Raw genomic sequence first — 14,764 nt, 5'->3', positions numbered from 1 at the left:
GGCCAAAACCCGTCGCAATCTGTTGCAAATGAGCGGAAATCCGCGCATGCCGACCATACGGATCAGTCTGCTACGGCAAGCGGCCAGTAGAAATCAGGTGGCAGGCCCGCATCGGCGCGCTTCTCTTCGTTGAATGGCGGTTTCAACTGGCTGTGGAAATAGCGCTGCACCAAGCCGTGAAAAGCGTCCTTGGGATCGTGTTCATGACGCCCGCACAGAAAGTGGAACCACTTGGAGCCATAGGCGACATGGGCCACTTCCTCGGCATAGATCGTTTCCAGCGCTTCGACTGCCTGATCGACCTTTGCTTTGCGGAACAGCTCGATCATGCCGGGTGTCACATCGAGGCCGCGCGCCTCAAGAACCATGGGCACAACAGCAAGGCGGCCCATGAAATCCTCGGCCGTGTCTTCGGCGGCGCGCCACATGCCTGCGTGGGCAGGTAGGGCGCCATAATGGCTGCCCAACGCCTCAAGACAATCGCACATCAGATTGAAATGTTTGGATTCTTCATCCGCTGCCTTCACCCAGTCGTCATAGAAACCGATGGGCATTTTCACATCTGTAAAGCGCGCAATGATGTCCCAGTGCAAGTCCACCGCGTTGAGTTCGATATGCGCCACGGCGTGCAGCAGGGCGATGCGCCCCTCGGGGCTGCCGGTGCGGCGGCGCGGCACGTCCCGCGGCGACAGGAGTTCGGGACGCTCGGGGCGCGCAGGGTGCATGGGCGGGTTGGCCTGCCCGATCTCGGGCTGGGTGCCATCGGCCCGCGCAGCACGCCATTCGGCGGCATATTTGTGCGACAGCGCGGTCTTTTCGCGCCCGTCCGCCGTACGCAACACCGCCTCGGCCATCTGCGCCAATGGCAGCATCATAGTGCCTGCACCGCCGCCATTACCGCCTCGGCATGACCGGCCACCTTGACCTTGTTCCAGACCATCGCCACATCGCCATTTGCATCAATCAGGTAGGTTGTCCGCTCGATCCCCATAAAAGTCTTGCCGTACATTTTCTTCTCTTTCCAGACGCCGTAATCCTCGCAGGCAGACCCGTGTTCGTCCGACAGAAGTGGCACGGTCAATTCCTTCTTGGTTGCAAATTTTGCATGGCTCTCGACGCTGTCTTTCGAGATGCCAAAGACTTTTGCCCCCGCCGCGTGAAAGGCGTCGAGATGTGCGGAAAAATCGATGGATTCCGTTGTGCATCCTGGTGTGTTGTCGCGCGGATAGAAGTACAACACGACGGGCGAGCCTTTGAGATCGGACAGGGTGACCTCGGTCCCGTCGCCCGTCGGCAGCGTGAAATCGGGGGCGGGCGTGGCTATATCGGGCATGGATGTCGGCCTTTTGATCTGGATGGGAAGGTTGTGACTGGCATGATAGGCCTAATGGGACAAGAATAAAGCCATGAGCAGCACAGAAAACACAAATCCCCCGCCGCCCGTGCGGCGCAAAGGCTGGTGGCGGCGTCACAGGGTGGGCAGCCTGCTGGTCACGCTGGTGCTGACGGCGCTGCTGGGGGCGGTTCTGTATGTGCTGATGGGACGGCCCATCGCCGCACCCGACTGGTTGCGCGCCGAGATCGAGGCACGCGCCGCTGAAGCTTTGGGCGATGCGACGCTGCGCTTTGACACGCTCGAAGTGGTGATGGAGGACGGCGCGGTTCCGACCGTGCGGATGAGCGACGTGCGCATCATGACGCTGACAGGGGCCGAGGTGGTCGCCTTTGGCGAGTTGCGCGCGGGCCTGTCGCTGAGCGAGGTTTTGCAGGGCAACACGCGCCCCACTTCTATCGGGATCACAGGTATCTTCGCCAAACTGCGCCGCCAACAGGACGGATCCATTGTGCTGTCGGGCGGGCTTGACCTGTCTTCGCCCACGCAAAGTGCCGCGTCCCTGCCGGAACTAATCAGCAGCATGGATGAGATGCTGCTGCGCCCCGGTTTCGAGGCTCTGGTCGAGGCGGATGTGCGCTCTCTCACCCTGCGGGTGGAGGACGTGCCATCGGGGCAGGCATGGACGGTGGATGGCGGGCGAATGCGCCTGACCCGTGAGGACGATGCCTTGCGCATCACCACCGATCTGGCACTGCTGAGCGGTGGGCAGGGGGTGGCGACGCTGGAGGCGAATTATGACAGCGTGATCGGGGATGTGGCGGCCACCTTCGGGGCCACGGTCACGGATGTCGCCTCGGGCGATATCGCGGCCCTTGCGCCGCCATTTGCGTGGCTTGACGTGTTGCGCGCCCCGATTTCGGGCGCGATGCGGGGCGGCATTGAATCCGACGGCACCTTTACCACACTGAACGCGACCCTCGCCATTGCCGAGGGCGTGATCCAGCCCACCGACGCCACACGCCCCGTGCCATTCGACACCGCGCGCGCCTATTTCAGCTATGAACCCAAAGACCGCGTGCTGACCTTCAACGAGTTGTCCGTGGACAGCGCGTGGATCACTGGCCAGATCGACGGACAGGCGGTGCTGGGCGTGGATGACACGGGCCAGCTTGAGGAGCTTGTCGGCCAGTTCCGGTCCAGCACGCTCACGGCCAATCCCGACGACCTTTATCCCGAACCGGTCAGCTTTGACGCGGCCGAGATGGATTTCCGCATGGTGCTGAACCCGTTCAGGCTGGATGTGGGGCAGGCGCTGTTTCAGGATCAGGGGCAGATGTTGCTGGCGCGCGGCATGCTAGAGGCCACGCCCAAGGGGTGGGCGTTTGACGTTGATGGCCAGATGGACGGGCTGTCGCCGGAACGGCTGCTGGCGCTGTGGCCCGAAGGGGTGATCACCAAGACGCGCACATGGCTGGTCGAGAACCTGCTGGGTGGGCGGATGAGCGATCTGGACGTGGTGGTGCGGGGCAGGCCCAATGCCAAACCATCGGCCTATGTCAGCTTTGCCTATGAGGACGCGCATGTGCGCTATGCCAAGAACCTGCCACCCGTCGAAGACGCGCGCGGCACGGCGAGCCTGCTTGATAACCGCTTTGTGGTGATGGTGGATCAAGGGCAGGTCAGCGCGCCGCAGGGCGGGCTGCTGGATGTGGCGGGTACGTCCTTTATCATTCCTGACACCACCGTGAAGGACGGTGCGCCTGCCGTGGTGCGCATCGCCGCCAACAGTACCGTGACCGCCGCCCTTGCCATGCTGGACCAGCCACCGCTGAGCGTGATGGAAAAGGCGGGGCTGTCGCCCACTCTGGCCGATGGGCAGATCAGCGTCGATGGCACGCTGGCCTTGCCGCTGCGCAAGGGGCTGACGCCGGATGATCTGACCTTTAACGCGACGGCCATTGCCCGCGACGTGTCCAGCACGACACTGATCGACGGGCGCAGGCTGGCCTCGGGCGCGCTGCGCGTATCGGCCAGCAACGAGGGCGTGACTGTGGGTGGGCAAGGGATGCTGGACGGGGTGCCGTTCGATGCCACTTGGGAGCAGCCCATTGGCAAGGGCGCGCAGGCCAGCCGCGTGGTGGGCACGATTGAGCTGTCCGAGCGCACGATTGATGCCTTCCGCATCGGCCTGCCTGCGGGGTTGGTCAGTGGCAAGGGCAGCGGTGACATCGTGGTGAACCTGCCCACCGGCGGGCGCGCGCCGAGTTTCACGCTGTCCTCCAACCTGCGCGGCATCCGCCTGTCCTCGCCCCCGCTCGGGTGGTCCAAACCCGCATCCACCGCCGCGACCCTGACGCTTGAAGGGGCCTTGGGGGATCAGCCCCGCATCGACCGCTTGTCGCTTGACTCACCGGGGCTGGTGGCAAATGGCGAGATTACCCTGACAGCCGGAGGCGGGCTGGAAAGGGCACGGTTTGACCGCGTGCAGGTGGGCCAATGGCTGGATGCGCCTGTCGATCTGGTGGGACGCGGCGCGAATGTCGCCCCTGCGGTCGAAGTGCGCGGCGGCACGCTGGATTTGCGGCGCGCGGATTTCGGCGGCGCGGGGTCCGGTACGGGCGGCGGGCAGGGGGGCGGGCCGATCAGCCTGTCACTTGATACCTTGCAGATCACCGACACGATCCGCCTGACCGGCATGCGCGGTGCGTTCGACATGGCGCGCGGACTGGATGGCAAGTTCAGCGCCAAGATCAATGGCGGCGCGGATATCACGGGGCAGGTGCTGCCGCAGAACGGTCGTAGTGCCATCCGTATCACGGCTGCGGATGCCGGTGCGGTCGCGGCCTCTGCCGGATTGCTGAAACAGGCACGCGGCGGGTCGCTGTCGCTGACTTTGCTACCGGTGGGGGCGGCGGGTTTTGACGGCTCCCTTACCATCAAGGAAACGCGGATCAAGGACGCGCCCGCCATCGCGGCCCTTCTCAATGCGCTCAGCATCGTGGGGCTGCTGGAGCAGATGGGCGGCAGCGGCATCCACTTCCAAGAGGTCGAGGCCGCCTTCCGCCTGACCCCGTCCACCATGACCCTGACCCAAGCCAGCGCGGTCGGCCCGTCCATGGGGCTGTCGATGTTCGGCACCTATGATGTGACGCGATCCATCTTGAACATGCAGGGTGTGATCTCTCCGCTTTACCTCGTGAACGGGATCGGCAGTCTGCTGACGCGCAAGGGCGAGGGGCTGTTCGGCTTTAACTATGATCTGAGCGGACCGGCATCGAACCCGCGGGTGCAGGTCAATCCGCTGTCTGCCCTGACACCGGGCATCTTCCGCGAGGTGTTCCGCGCACCACCCCCCACTGTGCCCGAAGCGGCACCGGCCCCAGCCGCACCCGCAGCGGCACCGGAGGCGCCCGTAGAGACCAACGCAGAACGCCTCCGACGCGAACGCCAAGAAGCGAGTGACAATCGGTAAAGCCAACGCTAGGGGGACGGCCATGAAGCTCTCTGATTTTGATTTCGACCTGCCTGAAACCCTGATCGCGACGCGCCCTGCCGTGCCGCGTTCCTCGGCGCGCCTGCTGGTGGCCGATGGGGATACCATTCACGACCAGCGCGTCACCGACCTGACGGACTGGCTACGCCCCGGTGATCTGCTGGTGCTGAATGATACCAAGGTGATCCCCGCACGCCTGTTCGGCACGCGCGCGCGATCTTCGGCCCAAGGCGACACAACGGCGCGCATCGCTGTGACCTTGCTGGAACCGCGCAGTGACGGCACATGGGCCGCGCTGGTGAAGCCGCTGAAAAAGGTGAAGCAGGGCGAGGTCATCGTGTTCTCGGACGCGCTGTCGGCCACTCTGGACGGGGTCGCGGACGGGCAGGGCTATTTGCGGTTCAACCTGACGGGCGACGATTTTGACGCCGCTTTGGCACAGGCGGGCGCGATGCCGCTGCCGCCCTATATCGCCGCCAAACGCGAGGCGGACGAGCAGGACAAGACCGACTACCAGACGATCTGGGCGCGCAATGCGGGCGCGGTGGCGGCCCCGACTGCATCGCTGCACTTTGACGACAGCGTGATGGCGGCATTGGCCGCACGCGGGGTCGAAACCACCCATGTGACGCTGCATGTGGGGGCGGGCACCTTTCTGCCGGTGAAGGTGGACGATGTGACCACCCACAAAATGCATGCCGAATGGGGACAGGTCAGCGCACAGGCCGCAGCGGATATCGCAGCGGCCAAAGCACGGGGCGGGCGGGTCATTCCGGTCGGCACCACCGCGCTGCGCCTGATCGAGACGATGGCCCGCGACGGCGGTATCGCCCCGTGGGAGGGCGAAACAGACATCTTTATCTATCCCGGTTTCACCTTCCGCGTGACGGATGCGCTGATGACCAATTTCCACCTGCCCAAATCCACGCTGATGATGCTGGTGTCGGCGCTGATGGGGCAGGACCGTATCGCGCGCATCTATGATCACGCGGTTGCGCAGGGCTACAGGTTTTTCTCTTACGGGGATGCCTCCTTGCTGTTGCCAGCCAAAGGTGAAACGAAAACGACACTTTAGAGTCGCATAAGGGACCGACACCCGAAAGCGGCACCTGCCATTGCGGGCACAACCAGACGCGTAGGAGTTCGAAACGATGATTCAGGTACTGAAAAGCGCGTGGGCCCTATTGCTTGGCATGTGTCTTTTGATGGTGGGCAATGGGATGCAGGGCACCTTGCTGGGTATCCGTGGCGAGATCGAGGGATTCTCGACCCTTGAGATGTCTATTGTCATGTCTGCCTATTTCGCAGGCTTCCTTGGCGGGAGCCGCATGGCCCCTGTGATGATCAAGCGCGTGGGCCATGTGCGGGTCTTTGCGGCGCTGGCCTCGCTGATCTCGGCAGTGATCATCCTGTATCCGACTTTTGCCAACCCGTGGGTCTGGGCCATCGGGCGTGTGGTGATCGGTTATGGCTTCTCGGCGGTTTATGTGACGGCGGAAAGCTGGCTGAACAACGCGGCGGACAATTCCAACCGTGGCAAGGCGCTGTCGCTGTATATGATCGTCCAGACGATGGGCATCGTGATCAGTCAGGCGCTGCTGCTGACGGCGGATCCGTCCGGCTTTGTGCTGTTTGTGATCCCGTCGATCCTTGTTTCCATCGCGGTGACGCCCGTGTTGCTGTCGATCAGCCCGACGCCGGCCTTTGACACGACCAAACCGATGACGCTGCGCCAGCTTGTCACCACGTCGCCGCTGGGATGTTTCGGGATGTTCATCCTTGGCGGCATCTTTTCGGCGCAGTTCGGTATGTCGGCGGTTTATGGCGCACAGGTGGGGCTGAGCGTGGCGCAAATCTCGACCTTCGTGGCGACGTTCTTTGTCGGCTCTGTGCTGCTGCAATACCCGATTGGCTGGGCGTCTGACCGTATCGACCGTCGCTTGCTGATCATCGGCGTGTCTGTGGTGGGGGCGTTCGGGTCGGTGCTGGGACTGGTGTTCGGGGCCAATTTCGAACTGCTGCTGGTGGCCGCGTTTGTCATCGGGGGCATGTCGAACCCGCTTTATTCGTTGCTGATCGCGCACACGAACGACTTTCTGGAGCATGAGGATATGGCCGCCGCCTCGGGCGGGCTTCTGTTCATCAACGGGCTTGGCGCCATTCTGGGCCCGATCACCGTGGGTGCGATGATGGAAAGTTCGGGACCGGGGGCGTTTTATCTGTTCACTGGCATCCTGTTTGTCATTCTGGTGGTCTATGCGGCTTACCGTTCGACACAGCGGTCTTCGGTCGAGGATACAGGTGCCTATGTGGCGATGGCGCAAAGCTATGCGACGCCGGTTTCGCTTGAGCTTGCACAAGAATACGCCATCGAGACCGAGCAATCGGAAGAGGATGACGGAAAAGCTGCATAGTGTCGTATTTCGTGATTGGGCGGTTGCGACATTTTATGTAACGATTCCATGACAGCGCAGGACAAACACAGGAGCAGGCGCAATGGTAGGTCCCGACGAGATTTTGAAATTCTGGCTGGACGAATGCGGACCTAAAGAGTGGTTCGAGCAGGATGATGCCTTGGATGAAACCATACGGACCCGTTTCGGGGCGACATGGGCCGCGGCGGCAGAAGGCAAATTCGCCCTGTGGCTGACCTATCCGACCGGCGCACTGGCCTATATCATCCTGACAGACCAGTTCTCGCGCAATATGTTCCGCGGGCAGGCGCAGGCCTTCAGCACCGACAAGGCGGCACTGGCTGTGGCCAAATCCGCCATCGCCAAGGGGTGGGACATGAAGGTCGACGCACCGGCGCGTGTGTTCTTCTATATGCCGCTCGAACATTCGGAAAACCTGTGTGATCAGGACCGCGCCGTGCGGCTGATCTGCGAGCGGATGAAGGACGAAAGCTTCCTTCTGCATGCCCGCGCGCACCGCGAGGTGATCCGCGACTTCGGACGGTTCCCGCATCGCAACAACTCGCTGGGACGCAAGGCCACCGTGGCCGAGCAGGCCCATCTGGACGCGGGCGGCTATGGCGCGGTGCTGCGCACCATGCAGGGTGCCGCGCAAGCCGCGTGAAACAGGGGCGGCGTCCGCGCCGCCACCCGTCCTTGTGCGCACATGTTTGATTGAGGTCGCGTCGAATATAGTTTAACGGTAAACTATATTTGATGCAGCACCTCGAGAGGACATTGAAATGGCAGCGAAATCCTTTGACGTTGTGGTGGTCGGCTCTGGCCCCGGCGGGTATGTGGCCGCAATTCGTGCCGCTCAGCTCGGGCTGAACACCTGCGTCGTCGAGCGTGAACATCTGGGCGGTATCTGCCTGAACTGGGGCTGTATCCCGACAAAGGCGATGTTGCGGTCTTCCGAAGTGTTCCACCTGATGCACCGCGCCAAGGAATTCGGCCTTAAGGCGGACAATGTCGGCTATGATCTGGACGCGGTTGTCAAACGCTCGCGTCAGGTGGCGGGGCAACTGTCGGGCGGCATCGGCCACCTGCTGAAAAAGAACAAGGTCACCGTTATCATGGGCGAGGGCACGTTGACCGGCAAAGGCAAGGTCAGCGTCAAGACCGACAAGGGCACCGAGGAAGTCACCGCTAAGAATATCATCCTCGCCACCGGCGCGCGCGCGCGCGAATTGCCGGGGCTTGAGGCGGATGGCGATCTGGTCTGGACCTACAAGGCGGCGCTGACGCCGAAACGGATGCCGAAAAAGCTGCTGGTCATCGGATCGGGTGCCATCGGTATCGAATTCGCGAGCTTCTACAACACGCTGGGGGCCGACACGACCGTGGTCGAGGTGATGGACCGCGTGCTGCCGGTGGAAGATGCAGAAATCAGCGCCTTCGCCAAGAAGTCGTTCGAGAAACAGGGCATGAAGATCATGCAAAAGGCGATGGTCAAGCAGCTTGACCGTGGCAAGGGCAAGGTCACAGCGCATATCGAAGTGGGCGGCAAGGTCGAAAAGCACGACTTCGACACCGTGATCTCGGCCGTGGGCATTGTCGGTAACGTCGAAAATCTGGGCCTTGAGGATCTGGGCGTGAAGATCGACCGCACCCATGTGGTGACGGACGAATATTGCCGCACGGGTGTTGATGGCCTCTATGCCATCGGGGACATCGCGGGCGCGCCATGGCTGGCGCACAAGGCCAGCCACGAAGGCACGATGGTTGCCGAACTGATCGCGGGCAAGAAAGACGTGCACCCGATCAAGCCGAACTCGATTGCGGGCTGCACCTATTGCCATCCGCAGGTCGCCAGCGTCGGCCTGACAGAGGCAAAGGCGAAAGAGGCCGGCTACGAGATTAAAGTGGGTCGCTTCCCCTTCATCGGCAACGGCAAGGCCATCGCCCTTGGCGAACCCGAGGGGCTGATCAAGACCATCTTTGACGGGAAAACCGGCGAACTGCTGGGTGCGCATATGGTCGGGGCCGAGGTGACGGAACTGATTCAGGGCTATGTGGTGGGTCAGGCACTCGAAACCACCGAAGAAGACCTGATGCACACCGTCTTCCCGCATCCGACCCTGTCCGAGATGATGCACGAATCCGTGCTGGATGCCTACGACCGCGTCATCCATATGTAACGCACCGAACTTTCACGGTTCAAAGCCACGCGGCGCGCACCCCGCCCGCGTGGCTTTTTTATGGGCGCGTCCGTTTTTGTGACGCTACGGCAATTTTCTGGCGCGGGGTATCTTGCAGGCACGCGCGTTCAGGCATAGCCCGTTGCCATGGAAACACGGACGAATTTTTTCATGGTCCTGTGCCTCTGGGGCGCAGGGCTTGGTGCGGCGGGGCAATACGCCAAAATCAGCGTGATCTTCGATCAACTGGCCGCTGTCTATCCCGACGCAGGCGCGGCGCTCGGCTTTCTCGTGTCGCTTGTCGGCTTTGTCGGGATCGTGCTGGGCGTGGTTGCCGGACTGGTCGTGGCGCGCATCCGCTATAAGCGGGCGATGCTGTGGGCGCTGTGGGCAGGGGCGGCGGTGTCGCTGTTTCAGGCCACCTTGCCCGCGCTGCCCCTGATGCTGCTGTCGCGCGCGGTCGAGGGCATGTCTCACCTTGCCATCGTGGTGGCCGCGCCGACCCTGATCGCCCAACTTAGCGCGCCGCAACACCGCGGTTTTACCCTGTCGCTGTGGAGCACGTTCTTTGGCGTGGCCTTTGCGCTGCTGGTCGCCTTTGGCCTGCCGCTGGTCGACGGTTTCGGCCTGAATGCGTTGTTTATCGCACATGCGATCTGGCTGGCTGTGTTCGCGGTGGTGCTAGGGCTGTTCTTGCGCCCGCTCGAAGTCCCTGCCGAGGGCGCGCTGTCGCTGCGCGGTATCCTTGCTGACCACCTGACCATCTACCGCTCGCCCTTTGTGGCGGCACCGGGGGCGGGGTGGCTGTTCTATACATTCTCGTTCCTTGCGATCCTGACGGTGCTGCCGCCTTATATCGCGCCGGAATCCCGCGCGTGGGTGATGGGGGCGATGCCCTTGGTGTCCATCGCGGTTTCCATGACCCTTGGCGTGGTGCTGATGCGCGTGATCAAGGCGGTGACGCTGGTTCAGATCGGCTTTGCTACGTCGGTGGCGGCGCTGTTCTGGCTGCTGGTCGTGCCGGGCTATCCTGCGGCTTGTCTGGCGCTGGCAGGCGCGCTCGGGCTGGTACAGGGCGCGACATTCGCCTCCATCCCGCAGCTGAACCACACGGCGGCGACGCAGGCGCAGGCCTATGGCGCGCTGGCACAGACCGGCAATCTGGGCAACACGCTTGGCACGCCCGTATTGCTCGCCGTGCTGGGGGTTGCGGGTTATCCGGGGCTGGTGTGGACCGCGATCCTCGTCATGGGGGGCGGTTTAGCCGTGCACGCATGGATGGCACAGCGCCGCCGCGCGTGACAGAACGGACCTTCCGTCGCGGATGTTCCCGATAAGTTCTTACTTTACCATTGGCGCTTTGCCCATGCTGACCTATGTACAACTTGTTAATCGGGGGGCTGAACATGGCCGAGCTAAAGAATATCGAGGTGCGCGGCGCGCGCGAGCATAACCTCAAATCCATCGACGTGGACATTCCACGCGACCAACTTGTTGTAATCACGGGTCTTTCGGGGTCGGGTAAGTCGAGCCTTGCCTTCGACACGATCTATGCCGAGGGACAGCGCCGCTATGTGGAATCGCTGTCTGCCTATGCGCGCCAGTTTCTGGACATGATGCAGAAACCGGATGTGGACCATATCAGCGGGCTGTCACCCGCGATTTCCATTGAACAAAAGACCACATCGAAGAATCCGCGGTCGACCGTTGGGACCGTGACCGAGATTTACGACTACATGCGGCTGCTGTTCGCACGGGTCGGCACACCCTATTCGCCCGCGACGGGCAAGCCCATTGAGGCCCAGCAGGTGCAGGACATGGTCGACCGGATCATGGCCCTTGAGGAAGGCACACGCGCCTATCTTTTGGCCCCGATCATCCGCGACCGCAAAGGCGAATATCGCAAGGAATTCATCGAGTTGCGCAAGCAGGGTTTCCAGCGCGTCAAGGTCGATGGCACCTTCTACGAACTCGACGAGCCGCCAACGCTGGACAAAAAGTTCCGCCATGACATTGACGTGGTGGTGGACCGGATCGTGGTGCGCGAAGGTTTGGAGACGCGACTGGCGGACAGCCTGCGCACCGCACTGGATCTGGCTGACGGCATCGCGATCCTTGAAACTGCCCCGTCCGAGGGTGACCCCGAACGGATGACCTTTTCCGAGAAGTTCGCCTGTCCGGTCAGCGGCTTCACCATCCCCGAGATTGAGCCGCGCCTGTTTTCCTTTAACGCACCTTTCGGAGCGTGCCCGACCTGCGACGGTCTGGGGCAGGAACTGTTCTTTGACGAACGGCTGGTGGTGCCGGACCAGAACCTGAAAATCTATGACGGCGCGCTGGCCCCGTGGCGCAAAGGCAAGTCGCCCTATTTTCTGCAAACTATCGAAGCCATCGCCAAGCATTACGAATTCGACCCGAAGACCAAGTGGAAAGACCTGCCAGCCTATGTGCAGCAGGTGTTCCTGCACGGATCGGGGGACGAGGAGATCTCGTTCCGCTATGACGAGGGCGGGCGCGTCTATCAGGTGACCCGCGTGTTCGAAGGGGTGATCCCGAACATGGAGCGCCGCTATCGCGAGACAGATAGCAACTGGGTCCGTGAGGAGTTCGAGCGGTACCAGAACAACCGCCCCTGTGGCGCGTGCAACGGCTATCGTCTGCGCCCAGAGGCGCTTGCGGTCAAGATCGGCCCCGTCGATGGCGACCCGTCCGAACGGCTGCACGCGGGGCAGGTGGTACAGATGTCCATCCGCGAGGCTTTTGATTGGTGCTCGCAGGTGCCCGAGCATCTGACTGTGCAAAAAAACGAAATTGCGCGCGCCATTCTGAAGGAAATCCGCGAGCGCCTTGGGTTCCTGAATAATGTTGGATTGGAATACCTTACGCTGTCACGTTCAAGTGGCACGTTAAGTGGCGGTGAAAGCCAGCGGATTCGTTTGGCCAGCCAGATCGGCTCGGGCCTGACGGGGGTTCTTTATGTGCTGGACGAACCGTCCATCGGCTTGCACCAGCGCGACAATGACCGCCTGCTTGGGACGCTGAAAAACTTGCGCGACCAAGGCAACACTGTGATCGTGGTCGAACATGACGAGGAAGCCATCCGCGAAGCCGATTATGTCTTCGACATCGGCCCTGGTGCCGGTGTGCATGGCGGCGAGGTGGTGGCCCACGGCACACCCGCCCAGATCGCCGCGAACGAGGCGTCGATCACCGGCCAATACCTGACCGGCGTGCGCGAGATCGCTGTGCCCGCAACGCGGCGCAAGGGTAAGAAGGGCAAGAAAAAGCTGACCGTGGTCAAGGCCACCGGCAACAACCTACAAAACGTGACCGTGGACTTCCCACTGGGCAAATTTGTCTGCGTGACAGGCGTATCGGGCGGCGGCAAATCCACGCTGACCATCGAAACCCTGTTCAAAACGGCCTCCATGCGGCTGAATGGGGCGCGCCAAACGCCTGCGCCGTGCGAGACGATCAAAGGGCTGGAACACCTCGACAAGGTAATCGACATCGACCAGCGCCCCATCGGGCGGACACCACGGTCGAACCCCGCCACCTATACGGGGGCTTTCACGCCGATCCGTGACTGGTTCGCGGGCCTGCCCGAGGCCAAGGCGCGCGGCTACAAGCCTGGGCGGTTCTCGTTCAACGTCAAGGGCGGGCGGTGCGAGGCCTGTCAGGGCGATGGTGTCATCAAGATCGAGATGCACTTCTTGCCGGACGTCTATGTGGAATGCGAAACCTGCAAAGGTGCGCGCTACAACCGTGAAACGCTTGAGATCAAGTTCAAGGGCAAGTCCATCGCGGACGTGCTGGATATGACCGTTGAAGACGCGCAAACCTTCTTTCAGGCGGTGCCGAGCATTCGCGAAAAGATGGACGCGCTGATGCGTGTCGGTCTGGGCTATATCAAGGTGGGCCAGCAGGCGACGACCCTGTCGGGTGGCGAGGCGCAGCGCGTGAAGCTGTCCAAGGAACTGTCCAAACGCTCCACCGGTCGCACGCTGTACATTCTGGACGAGCCGACCACCGGTCTGCATTTCGAGGATGTGCGCAAGCTGTTGGAAGTGCTGCATGAATTGGTCGAGCAGGGGAATTCCGTTATCGTGATCGAACACAACCTCGACGTGGTGAAAACCGCCGACTGGATCATCGACATAGGCCCCGAAGGCGGTGATGGCGGGGGCCGTGTGGTTGCCACCGGCACGCCCGAGGACGTGGCCGAGGTCAGCGAAAGCCATACGGGCCACTACCTCAAGCCGATGCTGTCTCCGCGCAAGGTGGCGGCGGAATAGGCGTTCGCCGCGAACCTGCGATCTGAAACAAAGACGCCCGCGCCTTCGATTGAAAGGCGCGGGCGTTTTTACGTTCTGGGGCAGGGGCCAGAGCCCCGCCGCGCTGGTCAGCTGCGACCGCGTGCGGCCAGCCGTGGCAGCATGGCGCTGAAATCCTTGCCGCGCCCGTCTTCGTCCTCGACAAAGGTGCGGTACAGTTCCAGCGCACGCGCACCCATCGGCGTGTCGGCATCCACCGCCTCGGCGGCCTGCTGGCTCAGGCCAAGGTCTTTCAGCATCAGTTCCGCCGCAAAGCCGGGGGTATAGCCGTTATCCGCAGGGCTGGTCGGCCCGACACCGGGGGCGGGGCAATAGGTGTTCATCGACCAGCTAAAGCCGGACGAAGTGCTGACCACATCAAACATTTTCTGCCGCTCAAGTCCCAGCTTGTCCGCCAGCGCGAATGCCTCGCAGGTGGCGATCATCGTCGCGCCAAGGATCATGTTGTTGCAGATCTTTGCCGCCTGTCCTGCGCCCGCGTCGCCACAATGCACAGCCTTCTGGCCCATGATGTCGAACAGCGGCTTGGCGCTCGCGAATGCCTCGGCGCTGCCGCCGGCCATGAAGGTCAGCGTGCCACCCGCCGCGCCCCCGATGCCGCCGGACACGGGCGCGTCAACGGCCAACAGGCCCGCCTGGTGCGCCTGTTCGGCCACCGCGCGGGCGCTGTCCACATCGACGGTGGAACAGTCGATCAGGGTCGCCCCTTTGCGCATCGCGGGGATAACCTCGGCCGCGACGGCGCGCAGGATGTTCCCGTTAGGCAGCATGGTGATCACCACATCGCAGTCCTGCGCGGCCTCTGGCGCAGTGCTGACCTGTGTCACGCCCTCGGCGGTGGTGCCCGCCACGTCAAAGCCGACAACGCTATGGCCTGCGGCGGCAAGGTTGGTCGCCATGGGCGCGCCCATATTGCCCAGTCCGATAAACCCGATTTTCATTGTATTTCCCCCCAATTTCAAAGCCTTATCTCCCAAAGGCACTAACATTTTGCTCAGCGCGCTTGG

General features: G+C 62.4%; 10 protein-coding genes. 7 read left to right on the top strand and 3 right to left on the bottom strand.

The annotated features are described in order from the left end of the window. Nucleotides 1-62 precede the first annotated feature (62 nt). The gene (locus AC6GQJ_RS03845) at nucleotides 63-872 is read right to left on the bottom strand and encodes a ferritin-like domain-containing protein (RefSeq protein WP_500773799.1); all 810 of its coding nucleotides are present in this window, start codon (nucleotides 870-872) and stop codon (nucleotides 63-65) included. Next, nucleotides 872-1,333, bottom strand: coding sequence for a thioredoxin-dependent thiol peroxidase (gene bcp / locus AC6GQJ_RS03840; RefSeq protein WP_500771945.1), 462 nt, complete (start codon nucleotides 1,331-1,333; stop codon nucleotides 872-874). The genes AC6GQJ_RS03845 and bcp overlap by 1 nt, the downstream gene beginning before the upstream one ends. Nucleotides 1,334-1,406: 73 nt before the next feature. Here bcp and AC6GQJ_RS03835 point away from each other — a divergent pair, with 73 nt between their 5' ends. The 7 genes from AC6GQJ_RS03835 (at nucleotide 1,407) to uvrA (ending at nucleotide 13,718) form a co-directional block, all read left to right on the top strand. Beyond that, complete coding sequence (locus AC6GQJ_RS03835) at nucleotides 1,407-4,808, top strand: YhdP family protein (RefSeq protein WP_500771943.1); 3,402 nt, start codon at nucleotides 1,407-1,409, stop codon at nucleotides 4,806-4,808. 22 nt (nucleotides 4,809-4,830) lie between these two features. Beyond that, a complete protein-coding gene (queA, locus tag AC6GQJ_RS03830; RefSeq protein WP_500771941.1) occupies nucleotides 4,831-5,904 on the top strand; it encodes a tRNA preQ1(34) S-adenosylmethionine ribosyltransferase-isomerase QueA in 1,074 nt (357 codons plus the stop codon). Between the two features lie 76 nt (nucleotides 5,905-5,980). Then, the gene (locus AC6GQJ_RS03825; protein WP_500771939.1) at nucleotides 5,981-7,243 is read left to right on the top strand and encodes an MFS transporter; all 1,263 of its coding nucleotides are present in this window, start codon (nucleotides 5,981-5,983) and stop codon (nucleotides 7,241-7,243) included. An 82-nt stretch (nucleotides 7,244-7,325) separates the two neighbouring features. Continuing rightward, nucleotides 7,326-7,907 carry a DUF924 family protein gene (locus tag AC6GQJ_RS03820; RefSeq protein WP_500771937.1) on the top strand — a complete coding sequence of 194 codons (582 nt, stop codon included), beginning with the start codon at nucleotides 7,326-7,328 and terminating at the stop codon, nucleotides 7,905-7,907. Between the two features lie 118 nt (nucleotides 7,908-8,025). Continuing rightward, complete coding sequence (gene lpdA / locus AC6GQJ_RS03815) at nucleotides 8,026-9,423, top strand: dihydrolipoyl dehydrogenase (RefSeq protein WP_500771935.1); 1,398 nt, start codon at nucleotides 8,026-8,028, stop codon at nucleotides 9,421-9,423. Between the two features lie 147 nt (nucleotides 9,424-9,570). Next, nucleotides 9,571-10,725, top strand: coding sequence for an MFS transporter (locus tag AC6GQJ_RS03810; RefSeq protein ID WP_500771933.1), 1,155 nt, complete (start codon nucleotides 9,571-9,573; stop codon nucleotides 10,723-10,725). A gap of 104 nt (nucleotides 10,726-10,829) precedes the next feature. Beyond that, nucleotides 10,830-13,718, top strand: a complete 2,889-nt coding sequence (gene uvrA / locus AC6GQJ_RS03805) for an excinuclease ABC subunit UvrA (RefSeq protein ID WP_500771931.1) — start codon at nucleotides 10,830-10,832, stop codon at nucleotides 13,716-13,718. 107 nt (nucleotides 13,719-13,825) lie between these two features. Here the strand turns inward: uvrA and mmsB are convergent, their stop codons facing one another. Beyond that, on the bottom strand, nucleotides 13,826-14,698 hold the full coding sequence (gene mmsB, locus AC6GQJ_RS03800; RefSeq protein WP_500773797.1) for a 3-hydroxyisobutyrate dehydrogenase: 873 nt from the start codon (nucleotides 14,696-14,698) through the stop codon (nucleotides 13,826-13,828). Between the last annotated feature and the right edge of the window lie 66 nt (nucleotides 14,699-14,764).

It is taken from the genome of Tateyamaria sp. 7Alg 36 (genome assembly GCF_059882455.1).
The sequence above is the reverse complement of the archived record's forward strand: the minus strand, read 5'-3'. Positions and strand labels throughout refer to the sequence as shown.